Origin of the sequence: Pedobacter sp. SYP-B3415, from assembly GCF_004138205.1 — a bacterium.
Taxonomy (GTDB): Bacteria; Bacteroidota; Bacteroidia; order Sphingobacteriales; family Sphingobacteriaceae; genus Pedobacter.
In genome coordinates this window covers 20,391-39,244 of the sequence record NZ_RXNQ01000008.1, presented here as the reverse complement: position 1 = coordinate 39,244, position 18,854 = coordinate 20,391, and the positions used below count along the sequence as shown (strand labels likewise).

The 18,854-nt window shown below is 47.2% G+C and carries 16 protein-coding genes; 8 read left to right on the top strand and 8 right to left on the bottom strand.

The window, feature by feature from the left end; all coding sequences use genetic code 11:
• Positions 1-93: 93 nt before the first annotated feature.
• Positions 94-2,367 carry an aconitate hydratase gene (locus EJV45_RS05075; protein WP_129714577.1) on the top strand — a complete coding sequence of 758 codons (2,274 nt, stop codon included), beginning with the start codon at positions 94-96 and terminating at the stop codon, positions 2,365-2,367.
• A 64-nt stretch (positions 2,368-2,431) separates the two neighbouring features.
• Here EJV45_RS05075 and EJV45_RS05070 read toward each other — a convergent pair whose 3' ends face one another.
• Together EJV45_RS05070 and EJV45_RS05065 are read right to left on the bottom strand one after the other, a co-directional pair.
• A complete protein-coding gene (locus EJV45_RS05070) occupies positions 2,432-3,766 on the bottom strand; it encodes a glycoside hydrolase family 1 protein (RefSeq protein WP_240755205.1) in 1,335 nt (444 codons plus the stop codon).
• A 53-nt stretch (positions 3,767-3,819) separates the two neighbouring features.
• The gene (locus EJV45_RS05065; protein WP_129714575.1) at positions 3,820-5,661 is read right to left on the bottom strand and encodes a DNA mismatch repair protein MutS; all 1,842 of its coding nucleotides are present in this window, start codon (positions 5,659-5,661) and stop codon (positions 3,820-3,822) included.
• Between the two features lie 46 nt (positions 5,662-5,707).
• Between EJV45_RS05065 and rlmH the strand changes: the two genes are divergently transcribed.
• Both rlmH and EJV45_RS19415 read left to right on the top strand, forming a co-directional pair.
• The gene (gene rlmH, locus EJV45_RS05060) at positions 5,708-6,181 is read left to right on the top strand and encodes a 23S rRNA (pseudouridine(1915)-N(3))-methyltransferase RlmH (protein WP_129714574.1); all 474 of its coding nucleotides are present in this window, start codon (positions 5,708-5,710) and stop codon (positions 6,179-6,181) included.
• Between the two features lie 87 nt (positions 6,182-6,268).
• Positions 6,269-6,406 carry a hypothetical protein gene (locus EJV45_RS19415; RefSeq protein ID WP_165304981.1) on the top strand — a complete coding sequence of 46 codons (138 nt, stop codon included), beginning with the start codon at positions 6,269-6,271 and terminating at the stop codon, positions 6,404-6,406.
• Between the two features lie 56 nt (positions 6,407-6,462).
• Here the strand turns inward: EJV45_RS19415 and EJV45_RS05055 are convergent, their stop codons facing one another.
• Complete coding sequence (locus tag EJV45_RS05055) at positions 6,463-7,005, bottom strand: DUF5606 domain-containing protein (RefSeq protein ID WP_129714573.1); 543 nt, start codon at positions 7,003-7,005, stop codon at positions 6,463-6,465.
• A gap of 60 nt (positions 7,006-7,065) precedes the next feature.
• A complete protein-coding gene (locus EJV45_RS05050) occupies positions 7,066-7,527 on the bottom strand; it encodes a peptidylprolyl isomerase (protein ID WP_129714572.1) in 462 nt (153 codons plus the stop codon).
• Between the two features lie 169 nt (positions 7,528-7,696).
• On the opposite strand from EJV45_RS05050, the gene EJV45_RS05045 reads away from it, so the two are divergent.
• From EJV45_RS05045 to EJV45_RS05035, 3 genes are all read left to right on the top strand, one after another.
• Positions 7,697-8,953, top strand: a complete 1,257-nt coding sequence (locus EJV45_RS05045) for an asparagine synthetase B (protein WP_240755203.1) — start codon at positions 7,697-7,699, stop codon at positions 8,951-8,953.
• 259 nt (positions 8,954-9,212) lie between these two features.
• The gene (locus tag EJV45_RS05040; protein ID WP_129714571.1) at positions 9,213-9,890 is read left to right on the top strand and encodes a porin family protein; all 678 of its coding nucleotides are present in this window, start codon (positions 9,213-9,215) and stop codon (positions 9,888-9,890) included.
• A gap of 177 nt (positions 9,891-10,067) precedes the next feature.
• Positions 10,068-11,063 (top strand): porin family protein, encoded by a 996-nt coding sequence (locus EJV45_RS05035; protein ID WP_129714570.1) that lies wholly within the window; start codon positions 10,068-10,070, stop codon positions 11,061-11,063.
• A 57-nt stretch (positions 11,064-11,120) separates the two neighbouring features.
• On the opposite strand, the gene EJV45_RS05030 is transcribed toward EJV45_RS05035, so the two are convergent.
• The 4 genes from EJV45_RS05030 to lpxK form a co-directional block, all read right to left on the bottom strand.
• Positions 11,121-12,656 carry a hypothetical protein gene (locus EJV45_RS05030; RefSeq protein WP_129714569.1) on the bottom strand — a complete coding sequence of 512 codons (1,536 nt, stop codon included), beginning with the start codon at positions 12,654-12,656 and terminating at the stop codon, positions 11,121-11,123.
• Between the two features lie 78 nt (positions 12,657-12,734).
• A complete protein-coding gene (locus tag EJV45_RS05025) occupies positions 12,735-14,738 on the bottom strand; it encodes a putative porin (protein ID WP_129714568.1) in 2,004 nt (667 codons plus the stop codon).
• Positions 14,738-15,553, bottom strand: coding sequence for a purine-nucleoside phosphorylase (locus EJV45_RS05020; RefSeq protein WP_129714567.1), 816 nt, complete (start codon positions 15,551-15,553; stop codon positions 14,738-14,740). Before EJV45_RS05020 ends, EJV45_RS05025 begins: the two co-directional genes overlap by 1 nt.
• A complete protein-coding gene (lpxK, locus tag EJV45_RS05015) occupies positions 15,525-16,589 on the bottom strand; it encodes a tetraacyldisaccharide 4'-kinase (RefSeq protein WP_129714566.1) in 1,065 nt (354 codons plus the stop codon). The genes EJV45_RS05020 and lpxK overlap by 29 nt, the downstream gene beginning before the upstream one ends.
• A gap of 216 nt (positions 16,590-16,805) precedes the next feature.
• On the opposite strand from lpxK, the gene EJV45_RS05010 reads away from it, so the two are divergent.
• Both EJV45_RS05010 and pruA read left to right on the top strand, forming a co-directional pair.
• Complete coding sequence (locus EJV45_RS05010; protein ID WP_129714565.1) at positions 16,806-17,102, top strand: Dabb family protein; 297 nt, start codon at positions 16,806-16,808, stop codon at positions 17,100-17,102.
• A 104-nt stretch (positions 17,103-17,206) separates the two neighbouring features.
• Positions 17,207-18,841: an L-glutamate gamma-semialdehyde dehydrogenase gene (gene pruA, locus EJV45_RS05005; protein ID WP_129714564.1), complete on the top strand. Its 1,635-nt coding sequence runs from the start codon at positions 17,207-17,209 to the stop codon at positions 18,839-18,841.
• The last annotated feature ends 13 nt before the right edge of the window (positions 18,842-18,854 follow it).

Here is an 18,854-nt window from a genome sequence, read left to right as displayed (position 1 = left end):
TAATACAATGACGGTGTAATGATGTCCCCGGCGGGGTATTTTTTGTAAATTCGCACAATTTGAAGCAAAGTAGTACCTTTTAATTTAAAATCAATGGCATTCGACATAGACATGATTAAAAAGGTTTATGCAAACTTCGGCAGCCGCGTAGAGGCCGCCAGAAAAGTAGTTGGCAGGCCTTTAACACTCTCTGAGAAAATTTTGTATGCGCACCTTTGGGATGGAAATCCGACGAGGGCATTTTCCCGCGGATCTGATTACGTAGATTTCGCACCGGATCGTGTAGCCATGCAGGATGCGACTGCCCAGATGGCGCTTCTCCAGTTTATGCAGGCAGGACGGCCAAAAGTTGCCGTTCCATCTTCTGTTCACTGTGATCACCTGATTACCGCAAAAGAAGGCGCAGCAGTCGACCTTCCACATGCAAGAACAGAAAGTAAGGAAGTTTTTGATTTCCTTTCTTCTGTATCAAATAAATATGGCATCGGTTTCTGGAAACCGGGTGCAGGTATTATTCACCAGGTTGTTCTGGAAAACTATGCATTTCCGGGCGGCATGATGATCGGTACCGACTCGCATACGGTAAATGCCGGCGGCCTGGGTATGGTTGCCATCGGTGTTGGCGGTGCAGATGCCTGTGATGTAATGGCCGGCTTGCCGTGGGAACTTAAATTCCCGAAACTGATCGGTGTAAAACTGACAGGTAAACTGAACGGCTGGACATCAGCAAAAGACGTTATTCTGAAAGTAGCGGGCATCCTGACTGTAAAAGGCGGCACCGGTGCGATCGTTGAGTACTTTGGCGAGGGCGCAACCAATATGAGTTGTACAGGCAAAGGTACCATCTGCAACATGGGCGCAGAAGTTGGTGCAACAACATCGACCTTTGGTTATGATGAGAGCATGGAACGTTACCTGCGCGCAACCGGTCGCGAAGAAGTTGCTGACCTTGCAAATGAAATAAAAGAGCATCTTACAGGCGACGCAGATGTTTACGAGCAGCCTGAAAAATATTTTGATCAGTTAATCGAGATCAATCTTGATGAACTCGAGCCTTACCTGAACGGCCCTTTCACTCCGGATCTGGCTACGCCGATCTCAAAAATGAAAGAAGAAGCTGAACGGAACGGCTGGCCGCTGAAAATTGAAGTGGGCCTGATCGGTTCATGCACAAACTCTTCTTATGAGGATATCTCACGCGCGGTAAGTGTTGCCCGCCAGGTGTCTGAAAAAGGACTGACTACAAAAGCACAGTACTGCATTAACCCGGGGTCTGAGCAGATCCGTTATACGGTAGAACGCGATGGCTTGCTTGAAGTACTTGATAACATCGGTGCCACAGTGTTTACAAATGCCTGCGGACCATGTATTGGTATGTGGGATCGCGTTGGTGCTGAAAAACAGGAAAAAAACACGATTGTACACTCGTTTAACCGGAACTTTGCGAAACGCGCTGACGGCAACCCGAATACTTTTGCGTTTGTAGGATCACCTGAACTGGTTACAGCCATGGCAATTGCCGGCGATCTCGGCTTCAACCCGATTACAGATACGCTTACCAACGAGCGCGGCGAACAGGTTAAACTTGATCCGCCAACAGGCTTTGAACTGCCTACAAGAGGGTTTGCGGTAGAAGATGCGGGTTATCAGGCACCTGCTGCCGACGGCAGCGGAGTTGAGGTAATTGTTTCACCAACATCACACCGTCTCCAGTTACTTGATCCGTTCACTGCGTGGGAAGGTACTGATCTGAAAGGATTAAAACTTCTGATCAAGGCAAAAGGTAAATGTACAACCGACCACATTTCGATGGCTGGTCCATGGTTAAAATTCCGCGGTCACCTTGATAACATTTCAAACAACATGCTGATTGGTGCAGTAAACTATTTCAACGATCAGACTGATACTGTTAAAAATCAGCTGACCGGCGAATACGGACCTGTACCTGCTACCCAGCGCGACTACAAGGCTGCCGGTCTTGGTTCTATCGTTGTAGGCGATGAGAACTACGGTGAAGGTTCATCGCGCGAGCATGCAGCAATGGAACCTCGCCATCTGGGCGTTCGTGCAGTACTCGTAAAATCTTTTGCGCGTATCCATGAAACCAACCTTAAAAAACAAGGTATGCTTGCCCTTACCTTTGCAGATAAGGATGATTATGATAAAATTCGTGAAGACGATGTGATCGACATCATCGGGCTGACGGAGTTCTCACCTGAGCGTTCGCTGACGCTGATCCTAAACCACTCAGACGGCTCATCAGACGAAATCACGGTTAATCATAGCTACAACGCTCAGCAAATCGAGTGGTTCAAGGCTGGTGGTGCACTGAATATTATCAGGAAACAAGCTGCTGCAAACGCATAAGCCATAACATTTAATAAAAAGGGGCACAGAATCTGCGCCCCTTTTTTATGAACGTGTATTTGCTTCAGGAAGCCAGAAAGTCTTTCCACCAGTGGCCGGAATCTTTCATAAATCGTTCCCGTGTTTTAAAATCGGTATACATCAGACCGAACCTGGCCTGGTAACCTTCAGCCCATTCGAAGTTGTCCATGAGCGTCCAGACAAGGTAACCGCTAATGTTAAGGCCTTCGTTTTTAAGTTCCAGAAGGGCCGCCAGATACTCCTTAAAAAATGCGACTCGCTCGTCATCATGTACGCGGCCGCTGATCAGCTTATCATGGTAAGCGGCGCCATTCTCTGATATCATGATAGGCGGCATATTTTCATAAGCAGCAAACTGCCTGATGATCCCGGCAAAATGAAGGCCGCTTACTTCCCAGCCCATGCCGGTATGAGGGCGTTTGCGATTTTTTGCCTTTACCTCCCAGGCCTGAATGACAGGAATCAACGGATTATATTTTACCGTCAGCGGAAAATAGTTTTGCAGTCCTATAAAATCGAAATCGAACCGCATCCGTGCAGTAAGCCGCCAGGTAGCGAAACGAACATTGAAACGCTCCAGGAGTTCCCAGTCTGCCGTTGGGTAACCAAGGCCAAGCGCGGGTTCAATAAACAGCCTGTTCATGAGGCAATCGATGCGGCGTGCCACGAGTTCATCGTTGGGGCTGTTGGTATGCGGAAGAATCTTTGAACAGGAATAGGTCGTACCGATGTGCGCTTTGCTAACCTCACTGCGAAGAATGCGTCCGCCGTCTGCCTGCGCCAATGCGGTATGGTGAACCGCGGCGAAGAAGTTGTTTAACCCGGTTTTTCCCGGTGCATGCATGCCGAGCATGTAACCAAGAGAGGTATAACCAAAAGGCTCATTCAGAACGATCCAATGTTTCACTTTATACCCGTATTCAACCGCGCAAAGTTTTACAAAGTTATTGAATGCCTCGTTGATGCTGAAAGCCGTCCACCCGCCTTCCTGTTCCAACGCATCGGGCAGGTCCCAATGGTAGAGTGTGATATATGGAACAAGACACTGCTGCAGACATTCATCGATAACGCGGTGATAAAATCCCAGACCATCCTGGTTAGGCAGTCCGCGCCCGGCTGGCAATACACGCGACCAGGCGATTGAGAAGCGAAAAATCTTAAATCCCAGGAATTTAACGGCAGTAATGTCCTCTTTATAGCGGTGGTAGAAATCGCAGGCAACACTCGGAACAGCAGCTTTTTTTATTTTTCCGCTTCTGGCCGCAAAGGTATCCCAGATGGAAAGGCCCTTGCCGCCTTCAAGCGCAGCACCTTCTACTTGTGCCGCAGCAACCGCTATGCCCCACAAAAAATCCGGTCCGAAATCCGATGCCTTCATCAGAAAAGTTGTTTATGTTCGGGGCAAGTTAACTACACCCTGTTAATTTAACATTAAGCCTCCTCGCGCAGATCATTTGCGCCCGGGCTGATTGCCAGGCCGATCTCCTGCAGCAGCAGCGCGGCATTGAATATCCTGCAGGGACCGCTCTTCAGCTTGTAATCGAACCGCATATCACCCTGGCTTATCTGGATATCAAAATGAAAATTCCGGACCTTTCCGCTATATTCTTCTTCCAGCGAAGCAAGTTGAAGATCGTGCGTAGCAAATAGAACGGGCGTACCGGTAGCGATCAGGTTTTCCAGAAAAACTTTTGAACCGAGGTATTTATCCCGGCTGTTGGTTCCGCGAAGCATCTCGTCGATCAGAACAAGCGGTCGCCTTTGCCGCTGAACCCCCTTAAGAATCATCTTAAGCCGGTTTAATTCGGCTTTAAAGGTTGAAGTACGATCATTCAGTGAATCTCTGATGCGCATATAGGTAAACAGGTTGAATACCGACAACTCCATCCTGTCTGCGCAAACATGGGCACCCGCATAGGCAAGGACAATGTTTACGCCTACAGTGCGCAGAAAAGTGCTTTTTCCTGCCATGTTTGAACCCGTAATGAGATCGGCCACAGGATGATCTGCAAAAACAAAATCATTCGGAATGCGCAGGTTTTCGTCAATTAAGGGATGTGCCAGGGCTGCAGCCCGGAAACAAAACTCATTTTTGATAACGGGCAGCGTCCAGTCAGGGTGGTTCGCGGCAAGTGTGGAAAAGGAAATGAATTCTTCAAATGCGGCAACGCGTCTGAAACCTCCGGTTACGGCCGCTGAATCTGTATCCAGCCATGTACTCAGGCTAAAGCAGCAGCGAATGTCCCACAGCGCCATCATGTTCAGAAAGCCGCCCACAAGCATATTCAGACGGGCATCAAAGGCACGTAAGATTACAGCCAGGCGCCTTATGGCCGCAGAAGCAGGCTGCGCCGAACCCGCCGCCGATGTGCCTGTAAGTAAGGGGCTTTTCCATTGGCCGTCTTCCAGCCAGCTTATGGCTTCAGAAAAAGCCTGAAGCTGAGCAGAGCCCCTGCCAAAACCCGCATGTACGTTATTAATGCTGCGCATATTGAACAAAACAATCGTCGCATTCAGCAGTGCAGCCATTCCGAAAAAACTCCATGCAGCACCTTCCACATATATTGCAAAAATGAACAGCCCGCCCATAAGATATGGTACCAGCCGGGTGTAGCCCCTCAGCAATTTGCTTTCAAGAAAAGTCATTTCCTGTCTAAGCCGCCCACCGAGTTGCCTTTCAACGTCATCAATTAACCCGGGATCAATGGCCCGCATGAAAGCCCGAAACCGGAAACTTTCAGTGTGGCGCGGAATGAGTTCAGCGATGGCTTCCTGCCGCATACGAATTTGCTCTTCGCTGCGCGCTTCAGACAGTGCTTCCGCCAGGTTCCGGCATGCCTCACTGCCTGTGCAACGATTGAACCGTTCGTAAACAGAGCCCGGACCAAAAATATCAAGATCAGAAAGATAAGGATGGCCTTCATTCACAAAGTTCAAACCGTTGTCATAGCCGTTCGGCTGCCCGTTGCATAGCGCAATTTCGTTTTTATAGGTCCAGATGAGTCGGTTCTGGAAGTCGTCCTGGGCAGCTAGCTTCGCCTGCCGGCGGATGATCTGTACAAACAAGATAAGCGGGAACAAACTTGACACTGCGGCCCATTCCCAGCTGCCATATCTGAATACGAGAACGAAGACGGCAATGATGCAACTGAAAGACAGCAGCCGGAACAATGAAAACCGGTTAATTCTGCGCTTTAAAATAGCAGCTTCACCTTCGAGCGCCTCGACAGCAGCCTCATAATCCTGCAGGGCACTAACCTTAGGTTTTAACATTATATTTGCGGGGTAAATCCCGAAGATAAGGATTTGGATCTAACCCATGAAGATTAAGCTGATAGTAGTAGGAAAAACGGAAGAGGGCTGGCTGAATACCGGCATTGATAAATATCTTGCACGTCTTAAACATTACATCGGCTTTAGCTTACAGGTCATTCCTGATATTAAGAACACAAAACACCTGTCTGAAGCTCAACAGAAAAGCAAGGAAGCCGAGCTGATCCTGAAACAATTGGGAAACGCCGATGTTGTCATTTTGATGGATGAGCGTGGAAAAAAATACAACTCTGTCAGTTTCTCCCAGTTTTTAAACAAACACATGGTTGGAGGCACCGGAAGTCTCGTATTTATAATAGGCGGCCCTTATGGTTTTGCCGACGAGGTATATAACCGGGCGAACGGGATGCTGTCGTTATCAGATATGACCTTCTCCCACCAAATGATCCGCTTGTTTTTTACTGAGCAACTATACAGGGCATTCACCATCCTGAAAAACGAACCTTACCATCACGCATAAATTGTGGAATTTGCGGCTCAGCCGCATCCGGATAATAAGATGCGATCGCGGAACGCTAAAGTTCCTGTCAAAAAAAGAAATAATAATATGAGAGACCCGGGAAGTAACATCAAACTAAAAAGAGATTATAAGTTTAAAAGCAGCCGTCTTGGCGAGGGCCGTTATCTTACAATTGCCATCGTTATTGCCATTGCAGCTTTTATTGCACTTATGTATTTTCTTTAAACAAAAAAGGCCGTTCCGCAGGGGAACAGCCTTCAATTTTGATTCGGTACAGGTGGCTAAACGCCTTTCTTGCTGGTCATGCTCGCCTTTTTGGCCGGTGCCGATGTCTTGCTCGGTGCTTTTGCGTTTGCAGGTTTTGCTACTGCCTTCGGTTTTTTATCGCTCTTTTCATCAACTTTAACCGTAGCATCACTACCTTCGCCCGGCGCTGCAGGCGCTTCTTCTGTAAAGAGCGGGAGGTCTTTAATGAGGCTAAACCAGGTTATGATCTTTTTCATATCAGATGCATAAACTTTCTCCTCATCGTGTCCAGGCGCTACTTCTCTGAAGTATTCACGCAGCGATGCCGTGTCTGCTTTTACATCCGGGGTTGTTCCCTTCTCGCCCATCTTTGTAAAGATATCGATCAGTTTCAATTCGTCATCTTCACCGTAAACAGTGATATCTTCCAGTGATGCGAGTTTGGTTGTAGACAGGTTGGCGATGATCTTGAGTTTTTGTTCGTCAAGTCCTTCCAGAACATAGCCCGCCTTGTTCTGTCCCACTAGTTTAAAAAGGCCGGGGCGGCCGGAAACGGCAACTAATCCTCTTAAGTTCATATATGCTAAATCTTGGTGCAGAAATTCAGCCGACGCAGGTCGAACTGTATTTCGGCCGGTTTAATCTTCGATAACTTCTATTGTGGTAATTTTGTCCCCCTGGCGGATATCATCCACAAGATCGACGTTTTCAACAACCTTTCCGAAACAGGTATGGTTGCGATCGAGGTGAGCGGTATTATTACGGCTATGGCAAATAAAAAACTGTGATCCGCCGGTATTGCGACCAGCGTGTGCCATAGAAAGAACACCACGGTCATGATACTGGTTCTCGCCTGTAAGTTCGCAATCAATTTTGTAGCCAGGGCCGCCTGTACCCGCAAGGTGTGCTTTTGCCGGATCCTTTGAGTTTGGACAACCACCCTGAACAACGAAATCAGGTATAACACGGTGAAAAGTAACACCGTCATAGAACCCTTCCCGGGCAAGTTTCTTGAAGTTTGCAACAGTATTCGGAGCGTCCTGATCATAGAACTGGACGGTCATTTCTCCCTTTTCGGTTTTAATTATTGCTTTACTCATATCTTTAATATAAACGGCAAACCTAATCAAAATTTTTGAGATTGTTTTTTTCAGCCCTTCTGAAGACGCCTTTTGCGTTTAGTGCGTAATTGAGCCCGCGCTTTCCGCGTTTAAATATCCGAACCTCTGGTTTATATTACAACCAAACGGTAACTTTAACGTGCATTCCATGAAAAAGATATCACTTATTCTGTGCGTTCTGATGCTTACGCTAAAAGTTCATGCATCATCCATACTGATATTTATGGATGGTGACCAGAAGAACCATTTAAAGGCTTACGGCATTGCTTTTTGGACAATCAAACGGCAGGTGCCGGTAGACTGGCTTTTGAATTACCGGGGCGGCAGTTTCCTCATCTCATACAACAAAACCATTGAAGATGAGTGTAAGATACGCGGCGTTTCTCACAGTGTTATCGCAGACGGTAAAGTGACCGAACTGTTAAACGAGATCAGTGACCCTTCTGTGAACATGGAAATGGTTAAACTGGAGAAGGCTCCTAAAATCGCAGTGTACTCGCCAAAAAGCAAACTTCCGTGGGATGACGCCGTTACCCTCGTTTTGACATATGCCGAAATTCCTTATGAGGTCATTTATGATGAAGAGATCCTGCATGACAAACTAAGCCAATATGATTGGCTGCACCTGCATCATGAGGATTTTACCGGTCAGTATGGAAGATTTTGGAGTGCGTTCAGGTATACGTCGTGGTACCAGGCTGACGTGAAGACACAGGAGGCGACTGCCCGAAAAAACGGTTTCAGCAAAGTTTCACAAATGAAACTGGCGGTTGCTCAGAAAATAAAAAAATATTGCGCCGGCGGCGGATTTCTTTTCGCGATGTGCTCAGGCACTGATAGCTTCGACATCGCGCTGAGCGCCGCCAATACCGACATCTGTGCCCAGATGTTTGACGGAGACGGCGCAGATCCGGATGCTCAAAAAAAACTGGACTTTTCAAGCACGCTTGCCTTTCAGGATTTTCATCTGGATCAAAACCCCCTGCATTATGAATTCTCAGACATTGATGTAACTGACAGCCGGAACCTCGTTCAAACAAACGACTTTTTCAGTTTATTCGATTTTTCGGCAAAGTGGGACCTGGTACCTACTATGCTAACGCAGAATCATGATAAAGTTATTAAAGGCTTTATGGGACAGACAACAGCCTTCAGGCGAAGCCTGGTAAAGCCGAACGTGACGGTTCTGGGCGAAAATAAAGGCGCTGGAGAAGTGCGGTATCTTCATGGGGAAGTTGGCAAGGGGCAGTTCACCTTCTACGGAGGCCACGATCCTGAGGACTATCAACATGCAGTAGGTGATCCGCCTACAGACCTGAACCTGCACCCGAATTCAGCTGGCTACCGGCTGATCCTGAATAATGTTCTGTTTCCCGCGGCAAAAAAGAGGCCTCAAAAGACTTAACGCAGTCTGTAGCCGGAGCTGATCTAAGGGAAAGTATCCTATTATCTATACACTCTCGTTGAAACGTACTGAAAATCCCGTTCGCGGGGATTTCTACGCGAGCTTACTTTCAAACAGCTATAAACCAATATATTACCATTTAACAACCTGACAGATTTCCTGCTTTGGCACATCCTTTGGCCTTGAGACTTGCAAAGTCGGGTATAAAAAAAAAGATTTTCCCGGCTACAAATTTTGAAAATTACTAAAAACGAATAGTATGAAAAAGTTTTTCTTAGGAGCTGCAGCGGTAGTGTTATCAACAGCAGCAATGGCACAAAACAGGATGAGTGGAAATGAAGCACGTTTCGGACTTAAAGCTGGTGTAAACTTATCTCGTTTGCATTCATCAGGAGATGGAATGAATCTGAATGATTATGCCAAAGATAACGTAGGTTTTAGCGTAACCGGCTTCGGCGACTTCGGTGTAGCAAACAATTTCTTTATCCAGCCTGGTATTACCTTGCAGAATAAGGGTGGTAAATGGGAAAACACGCCCGGAGCCGCAAACGTTTCTGTAACCCAGAATGTGATGTCGGTAGATGTACCTGTAAACGCAGTCTTCCGCATTCCAACCGGTAACGCGGGTGCCGTTCAGATCAGTGCCGGTCCGTACATCGGATTTAATATCTCCGGTAAAACAAAAACTGAAGGTTCTGTGGGCAGTACCGGCGGTTCTACCGAATCAGATATAGAGTTCGGTAACACAACAGATGATGATTTGAGCTCTATGGACTTCGGTGCCAACTTTGGCCTGGGTTACCGCCTGAACAACGGATTTTTGATTGGTGCAAACTATGGCTTGGGTCTGGCTAATCAGATCCCCAAAGACGCACGCAGCGGCGACATGAAATGGACAAATCGCATTGTTGGTTTCACAGTAGGTTATTCGTTCTAAACGAACGCTGTCTAAAATTAAGGGGTGCCTCGATCGGCACCCCTTTTTTATTTGCAGAATAGTTTTTCCGTAATGCAGGCGCCCGTCTGGCACGGCTTTCGCGGTGAGGGAAGCATCAAGGGGTCAAATGATACACGTGCACAGGGTGTGCACGGATGCTAAACAATTATTTACCTCATGAAACAAATCTTTCTTGCGACAGCTCTTTTGCTGTTAACCATCCCTTCTGTGAACGCGCAAGCACAGAAACCCACTGCCAAAAAGAAGCACTCAGAATCAAAGACAGCTTCGTCTTCAGCGAGTAAACAAACAAAGACGAAGAACACGGGCGCTACCACACGCAAACAAGTTACCCGGCCAAAGACAAACGGTAATGCAAAGACAAGCAGCCCTGCAAAGAATAACGCAGCCGCAAAACCGAAGCCGGCAAGTTCCTCACAAAGTTCATCCTCCACCACGAGCCGCAGACAGGGAGCCTATTCTGATCGTTCATTGTTACCGCAAAGCAGCACAAAGGCAACAGCCAGTTCCGGCAGCAAGTCAGCAAACGGATTTCTTAAAAAACGGCCGCCACGTTTTGGTATTCGGGCCGGCCTTAATTTATCCAGATTCGCTGTTGAAGGCGGAAGCTTCAATGGTGTAGATGACGACTATCAAAGTTATCTTCCGGGCTTCAATGCGAGTATATTCCTGAATCTGAATATCAGCGATCGATTCGCTGTCCAGCCTGCAATTTCTCTGCAGGGAAAAGGTACGCAACTGAAGAGAACCGATCTGCCTGGCGAGAACGGATCGTTTAAGATCAGTGCATTGTGGCTTGAAGTGCCGGTAAACGCCGTATACAGTATCCCTGCTGGTCAGGCGGGGACATTGATGATCAACGCCGGCCCATATGTATCTTATGGACTTTCGGGCAAGCTCAGAATTGAAACCGAATCAGGCGCAACCGAATCAGCCGATGTCAGGTTTGGATCGGCTGCAACGGACCAGTTCACAAAGCTTGATTTCGGACTGAACGGCGGGTTGGGTTTCAGACTTGATAATGGCGCATCGCTGAACGCTGGATACGGCTTTGGCCTCGCAGACCTGACTCCGAAAGATCGCCGGAATGCGAACGGCGCAAATAAGTATAGCAACCGTGTCATTAGTTTCAGCATTGGCTACGCTTTCTAAGGTCGCGATCAAAAAACGACCTGCAGGGTGTCTCCTTTTTGGAGACACCCTGTTCTTTTACATAATCCGTCCAGGTTCGATAACCATTCGCAAGCTCCCCCCCGTGGCGATACTGCGTTTTGTTACGTTTCCATTGCCATCGATAGCCGTAATTACAGGTTGGTCGAAACTCAGTGCGGCCTCACCTAAAAAATCAGAGCCCAATGTAGTTTTGATTGTGAAGCTACGTTTTTCAACAGATGTCATACTGCCGCCGAATTTCGCGCCGATTTTAAAGATATCGATGCCATCAATCGTAAAATTCGTGGCATAGGTTGTACTGTGTTCAACCTCGGTTGCGGTTTCCTGCTCATCATCAAACTCGTAAACGAGGAACTTCCATGCCGTACCGTAATTCTGAAGGTCCCACGGGCCGATCTCAATTCGTGGATTGTATTCGAGGGGTGTGATACTCCTTATCACCATAAGTTCTGAACCCCAGAACCGCGGGTTCTCCTCTTCATTGATTCCGCGTATAAGCGTTTTATAGCGAACATCAAAAAGCTGTTGCGGTGCCACACTTAAAACTTTGGTTGTCTGACTGCCCAATCCGTTTTTGGAGTTATTAACAATGGTGATTCGAAATTCAAAATTTCCTTCGGTCCATACCGGCCGTGTACGGTTACGGACCGCAGGAGGCAGGGGATCACGGCGGTGCGGTGCCGACGCTTCTGTTTGATCAGCGATCAGCCCAAGATCGCCATAGTTGTTTACGTCGCCACCATTGAGGAACCTGAACGAAGTTATAAACTCGCTAAAGTGGTTCCTGAATTTACCCGTCGGCTGTCCGGGCGTAATTCCATAATAGACATAGTCGCGTTGCCATTCATTTCCTGAATGAAAAGCTTCAATGTTGACCGGATCAGTCTGTTGGGAAGAATATGTGACAACGTTTGCTGTCTTGTTGCTGCCGGGATGGACTCCGTCAAAGGCCGCATCTAAAAACACGAACTGATCGTTGAGCACGGGCCCGTTTGCCCCCGCCGTAGACGCACCCCCGGAACGCTTCAGACGCACCCGCTCATTGTTTTTCACAACAAGAACCGGAAATGCCGGGTAATAAGATGGCGGGATATCAAAAATTTTCCCGGTATGGTCTGTAATGCGAACGCTCGAATGTTGAGGATCATCAATAGCTACCTTGGGGATCCGGACCGCCGCATCCCAGGAAACTGCGTCGAACCCGGGTAGCGACGGCACATAGATCGTGAGCAAGGGATGATTTGTAGTAAGTTTATCAAGAACATCAGCTCCATTAGCGAAGGGTATAAGCGTTTCGCGCAGTGTCCGGCCGTCAGGAAGCCTTTGGTCTTTTGTTCGCGCATAAAGGATATCGAAATCAAGATCAAATTTTTTCAGACTCTCGCTACGTATGAAACTTCGCAGAGCCGGGTCTTCTGCGACTGCCCTGGCAAGAATACGCCCGAAGGTAACAAGCCCTGTTTCCTGCTGCGGATGAACGTTTTCGGGCACATCAATTTGCGGCTGCTTCTTACAGGCGAACAGACCGAAGATAACAAGGCAGCAGAGTGCTGCCATAACTTGGTTTTTCATAGGGATAGGTTTAATACCCCAATACTAACCAATTAATTGATCAAAAACAAATAAAAAAGAAATTTATTTAACCTTTAATTAATCGTAAAAATTCCAGCTAACCCCGAACTTCAGCAGCGCATCCTGCATTGGGTAGCGGTTAACCGTGTAGAAGCCATTTGTAAACAACTTCTGATTGGCATAATCGTATTTTACAAACAGGTTAGCACGTTTCAAATTTGCTTTCAGAAAAACATCGACGATTGGATAGGTACTAAAGGTCACATCAGGTCCGATATAAAACTGGCTGATGCCCGGCGTATACGAATATGCCCGGTACGCGGTATTGTACCGCACATCGAACCCGAGATTTGTTTTTAAAACTTTGAACAGCGTTTGATTCAGATATAAGCTGTTAAACGTGTAAAATTCGGGTGTGCGTAAGACATTTTCATTGCTGTTCTTCTGATATGCAATAAAAAGATCCAGATTAAACTTTCCGAAGGTAACCTTCTTGGAGGCGGTAATCTTCAGCAGGTTGATATCCTGTGCTGCCTGCTGCGGACTGATGAAACCGTTTACAAATGCACCACGTTCAAAATAGAGATAGTTACTTATCAGGTAATAATCTGCTGTAGCCTTGAAATTGTACTTGTCATTCAGGTATTGGAAAGACAGATTTGCTATTTTGGTCCGCTCGAAGCCATTGTTTCGCCAGCTATAGTGGTTACCGAGGAAGGTGTTATAAACCTCCTCAGGCGACTTGTTTTGCAGATAGGCGCCGAGAACAATCCGGCCCGCAGATTTGCCAATAAGCACATTACTTTTTGCTTCATACAGAAAATCGCCCGCGTTCCGGCCCTGAAAAATCTGCTGAAGATCAACGTTCAGATCAATCCTGTTGCTAAAGCGGTAACCGGCGTTTCCTAACAAAGTAGAATTCAGGAAGTTCGTACCATATCCATTGTACTGCCCCCCGCTTTCCCCATAACTGCCCTGCGTGAACGTATAATAGTCAACCCGTAGCCCCGCATTCAGTTTAAGTTCATTCTTTATAATAGAAGAGCCCCGTGCCCGGAGAAAAAACCCGTAGTTGAACTCATTCTGCAGATGTTTGACTGACACCGAATCATTGGTAAAAACCCGGTCGTAACTGCCTTCAGGGAGAACCGAAAAATCGTCTGCTTCATCTTTTTGAAAAGCGTAACTATTGCGGTTATATGAGAGCGTATAGGTCAACTTGTTAGTGGGCAGAATTTTTTGCACCGAATCCTGCACAAGGCTATCAATCCGGCCTACAAAATAACTCTGTCTGAGAAAAAATGTGGAGTTGCGGTAGATTTGGCGTGAAGCACGCAACCTTACCTCTTCGGCTTCGCGCGTAAGCGAAACAGTTGGCGGCGCGGTAAAAATGGAGTCATTTCGGGTGGAGCCATTTTCAGAAGCCTTCAACGTGTTGAAAATCGCATTTACCCAGAGATTGTATCGCTTATTAGGCGACCTGTACCAGCTGAAAAGGGTAGCATTCAGGTGATCGCCACGCTGCTGGGCATAAAATCCATTTGCACCAATGCGGTCGTAAGTGGCGCCGACATTCCAGTTCTTGGTTACGTTCTGCGAGTGTGTAACCTGAAAAACCTGCTCTTTAAGACCGGCACTGACATAATACAAACGCGTAAATGGTGTGCGGGCAACATAATAAGTAATATCCTCAGGACCAACTTTATACCAGTCTAAAGAATGAAATCCGGCATCAAAACCAATTGTTTTACGGTGCTCGAATAAAAGCGGTATGGCAGCCAGGCCAAGGTTACCGAGATTAGCTGTAGGCCTTTCTGGCTGAATAAGCACACTTGAATACTGAAAATTACGCAGGGTCGTATCGAGCGGCAGCGTCTGAATACTGTCGCGAAGCAATCTCAGGTTGGTATAGCGGATAAATTTTGATGTGAAAATCACAGAATCCTGGGCCCCGTCTATCTTATTGCGCAGGGAATCCATCTCCTTGTTTTTATTGATGTTGGTTTTCAGGTCCTGCGCATGAAGACGCACAAACGAGAGAGACAACACAAGAACCAGGAGCAGTCTGAAGACAGTAGGCATTACACGGAAGCAATTAAACCTTTTAATATTTCGGTCATTTTGGGCTCAGCCTGCGCAGCGGTTTCCAGGATCTCTTGCAGCGTAAAAGGCTGTAAATCTTCCGGAAAACCTTCATCGGTAAGCACAGAAATAGCAAAAACTGGCAGTCCCATATGGTTGGCAACGATGACCTCCGGCACAGTGCTCATGCCCACTGCATCAGCTCCGATAATCCGAAGATATTTGTATTCGGCTTTGGTCTCAAGATTTGGTCCGGATACAGCCACATAAACACCTTTATGGCAGGTGATATCAACAGACTTAGCCAGTTCAACAGCCCGGTCTATCAACTCCCTGTTATAGGGTTGGCTCATATCGGGAAAACGGGGGCCCAGATCACTGTCATTTATCCCGCGCAGCGGATTATCAGGCTGAAGGTTAATGTGGTCTTCAATGATCATCAGATCGCCCTTGCGAAATGATGGGTTAAGTGAGCCGGCAGCATTGGAAACAAACAGGTTTGTTATTCCCAACATTTTCATTACCCGTACGGGGAAAGTAATCTGCTGCATGGAATAACCTTCATAATAATGCAGTCGTCCCTGCATGGCAACCACCTTTTTACCTTCCAGCATGCCGAAGATCAATTTGCCTGAATGAAACTCAAGCGTAGAAATCGGAAAATTTGGAATATTGGCATACAGCAACTGCTGGGAAATCTCGATTTCCTGAACCAGGCCACCGAGACCGGTACCCAAAATAATGCCTGCCTCAGGCTCAAAGTTTTCTGTCTTCCGTTTAATGTAGTCAACGGTTTCCTGCAGCGCTCTTAACATAATCTAAAATTTCCTGATCAAACCCCTGGTTGTCTTCGTCAAAAAAGGCAATTTCTATGGGAATGTAATATACGGGCAAATTTAAGAGTAAATCTCTTAAACTTTCATCTAATAAACGCTGTGCATCCTTTTCTGTTGTCAGCACGGTTCTTTTATCCGCCGGCAGGCTTTTAAGGGCAGCAGTGAGTTCAAAAATATCCCCGCGGCTGAAAGTATGGTGATCCCGGTAACGCATCGGGGTGATCATCCAGCCATCGCTTTCAAGCTGGTCCTGCAACGGTTTGGGGTTGGCGATCCCTGTGAACAAAATGGCATTTCCGGGGGCAATACCCGCTTCTATGTGTCCGTCAGGGATGTCGAATAAGGGTTTCGGCTTTGAATACCTGATTCCGGAGAAAAAAATCTTCTGTTGCTTAGCCGGATTCAACCTGCGTGTAAAATATTCCTGCAATGACGCAGCTGGGGGCGCGGTCAATTTCGTGACGATAAATAAATCTGCGCGTCTACGTGCGCTGAAAACATCGCGCAGGTTGCCGGCGGGAAACAAATATTGTTTTTTTTGGAGTGTAACCTGATCGAACAGCAGCAATGACATGCCCGGCCGGACTGCGCGGTGCTGATACGCATCGTCAAGGATGACCACATCATGATCATGTTGAAGCATGTGTAAACCTTCTGCGCGCCGCTCAGCTACGGCCACTGTAACACCTGGAAATTTCTGCAGGTACTGCATCGGTTCGTCGCCTATTGTCAGAGCGGTGCTTCCCACTGTTGCGCGGATATAACCTTTTGTTTTACGTCCATACCCTCGGCTTAAAATGGCAACCCTGAAATGTGGCTGGAGAAGTTTGACGAGGTATTCTGTATGCGGGGTTTTTCCGGCACCTCCCATGGCCAGGTTACCAACGCAGATGATCGGAACATCAAATAATTTCGATTTAAATACGCCGGTATCATACAGTAAATGACGAATCCGGATAATCAATCCATACAGAATAGCAAAGGGTAAAAGCAGAAGCCGGGCTAAACTGACCATAGACCTCAAAAGTACGGATTTGCGTGAAACTTATATGGCATCGAACAGCCGCCGCGTTGAGGTTTCTGCTAACTACTCTGAACGTGTGCAGGTACACTACGAGTCCTGCAAAGTTGGTAACTTTCGTAAAGTTACCAACTTTAAGTTAAAAAAGTTGCCTTTTTTACCTAATTTTTTAAAGAGTATCTTTACCTTGCCAACCATGGCAAAAATCATATGATAGCACACCACGTTTTGTTCTGGCTGAAACCGGAAACCACCGATGCCGAAAAAGCTGAATTTAAAAGAGGGCTGGAAACCCTCGAAAACATTGAAGTTGTTCGTCAGTTTCATATCGGCAGCCCTGCACCTATTGAACGGGCAGTCGTAGACACAACCTACACATTTAGCCTCATTCTGTTCTTTGACGACCTTGCTGCGCACGATATTTATCAGGTGCATCCCGTACATAAAACGTTTCTGGAAAACTTCCGGGTGTTTTTTGAACGCGTTGTGATCTACGATGCTCAGTAGACTGCCATAACCAAGCAATCTGTGCATATTTATCTTGATGACAGACGCGCAGCCGGGCGCACAAAAATTTAAAAATCGTATCTTTGCGCACAAATTGAGACACCATGACTAAAGGATTTTTTAATGTTCCACAGCCGGTGAATGAACCGATCTTAAGTTATGCACCCGGCAGCAGGGAACGGGCATTACTAAAGGCGGCACTGACCGAAGCGCGGGCCATACAACTCGATATACCCATGTACATTGGCGGTAAGGAAGTACATACCGAACAAAAAGGAACGGTTGTTCCGCCGCATGACCACCGGCATGTACTGGCTACATTCAGTATCGGAAATAAACAACATATAGAGCAGGCTATTGACGCTGCACTCGCTGCAAAGGCTGACTGGGAGAACCTTCCCTGGGAGCAGAGGGCTGCCATTTTTCTGAAAGCAGCAGACCTTATTGCCGGCAAGTACCGGTATAAGCTGAATGCTGCTACCATGTTGGGCCAGTCAAAGAACGCTTATCAGGCCGAGATTGACTCAGCCTGCGAAATCATCGATTTCCTTCGCTTCAATGTAAGTTACATGAGCGAAATCTATGCACAGCAGCCACCCGTATCGCCCCGCGGAAGCTGGAACAGGCTGGAACAACGTCCGCTTGAAGGGTTCGTATTTGCCTTAACACCTTTCAACTTCACGGCTATAGCCGGAAACCTGCCAAGCTGCGTCGCCATGATGGGCAATGTTGTAGTCTGGAAACCTGCCGACACCCAGATCTATGCAGCAAACGTGCTGATGGAGATATTCAAAGAAGCAGGTGTTCCTGATGGCGTGATCAACCTGATCTATGTTGACGGCCCCGAGGCAGGCAGCGTGATCTTCAACCATCCGGACTTTGCGGGTATACACTTTACCGGGTCAACCGCAGTTTTCCAGGACATCTGGAAAACGATCGGAACAAACATTCATAAATACAAAACCTATCCACGCATTGTCGGCGAAACAGGCGGTAAAGACTTTATCCTTGTTCACCATTCGGCAGATGTGCCGGCTGCAAGCACAGCTATAGTACGCGGTGCGTTTGAATACCAGGGACAAAAATGCTCTGCCGCATCGCGGGTATATATTGCAGAAAGTGTGTGGCCGGCAATTAAAGACCTGATGCTGAAAGATCTTGCAGACATGAAGATGGGTCCTACTGAAGACTTCAGCAACTTTATCAATGCCGTTATTAACGAGCGCTCTTTTGATAAACTGGCCAGCTATATTGACGCAGCCAAAAATGACCCGACTGTTGAAATCATTGCCGGCGGCAATTATGACAAATCTAAAGGTTATTTTATAGAGCCAACTGTATTGGTTGTTCAGGATCCTAAGTACACGACCATGTGCGAAGAGCTTTTTGGTCCGGTTCTTACAGTTTATGTCTATGCCGATAACGAATTTGATTCGATATTGAAGACGATTGATGAGACATCGATCTATGCATTAACCGGGGCCGTGATTGCTCAGGACCGCTATGCCATCGATAAGGCTACCCACGCGCTCAGAAACGCCGCAGGTAACTTCTATATCAATGATAAATGTACTGGTGCAGTTGTTGGCCAACAGCCTTTTGGCGGCGCCCGCGGCTCAGGAACCAATGACAAAGCCGGTTCGATGATCAACCTGCTGCGCTGGGTTTCACCGCGTACGATTAAAGAGACGTTTGAGCCACCGGTTGATTACCGGTATCCATTCCTTGCAGAGGATTAACAAAACAAAGGCG

Coding starts and splice junctions, on each gene's coding strand:
- EJV45_RS05075 (WP_129714577.1), top strand. CDS start 94: ATGGCATTCGACATAGACATGATTAAAAAGGTTTATGCAAACTTCGGC.
- EJV45_RS05070 (WP_240755205.1), bottom strand. CDS start 3,766: ATGAAGGCATCGGATTTCGGACCGGATTTTTTGTGGGGCATAGCGGTT.
- EJV45_RS05065 (WP_129714575.1), bottom strand. CDS start 5,661: ATGTTAAAACCTAAGGTTAGTGCCCTGCAGGATTATGAGGCTGCTGTC.
- rlmH (WP_129714574.1), top strand. CDS start 5,708: ATGAAGATTAAGCTGATAGTAGTAGGAAAAACGGAAGAGGGCTGGCTG.
- EJV45_RS19415 (WP_165304981.1), top strand. CDS start 6,269: ATGAGAGACCCGGGAAGTAACATCAAACTAAAAAGAGATTATAAGTTT.
- EJV45_RS05055 (WP_129714573.1), bottom strand. CDS start 7,005: ATGAACTTAAGAGGATTAGTTGCCGTTTCCGGCCGCCCCGGCCTTTTT.
- EJV45_RS05050 (WP_129714572.1), bottom strand. CDS start 7,527: ATGAGTAAAGCAATAATTAAAACCGAAAAGGGAGAAATGACCGTCCAG.
- EJV45_RS05045 (WP_240755203.1), top strand. CDS start 7,697: ATGAAAAAGATATCACTTATTCTGTGCGTTCTGATGCTTACGCTAAAA.
- EJV45_RS05040 (WP_129714571.1), top strand. CDS start 9,213: ATGAAAAAGTTTTTCTTAGGAGCTGCAGCGGTAGTGTTATCAACAGCA.
- EJV45_RS05035 (WP_129714570.1), top strand. CDS start 10,068: ATGAAACAAATCTTTCTTGCGACAGCTCTTTTGCTGTTAACCATCCCT.
- EJV45_RS05030 (WP_129714569.1), bottom strand. CDS start 12,656: ATGAAAAACCAAGTTATGGCAGCACTCTGCTGCCTTGTTATCTTCGGT.
- EJV45_RS05025 (WP_129714568.1), bottom strand. CDS start 14,738: ATGCCTACTGTCTTCAGACTGCTCCTGGTTCTTGTGTTGTCTCTCTCG.
- EJV45_RS05020 (WP_129714567.1), bottom strand. CDS start 15,553: ATGTTAAGAGCGCTGCAGGAAACCGTTGACTACATTAAACGGAAGACA.
- lpxK (WP_129714566.1), bottom strand. CDS start 16,589: ATGGTCAGTTTAGCCCGGCTTCTGCTTTTACCCTTTGCTATTCTGTAT.
- EJV45_RS05010 (WP_129714565.1), top strand. CDS start 16,806: ATGATAGCACACCACGTTTTGTTCTGGCTGAAACCGGAAACCACCGAT.
- pruA (WP_129714564.1), top strand. CDS start 17,207: ATGACTAAAGGATTTTTTAATGTTCCACAGCCGGTGAATGAACCGATC.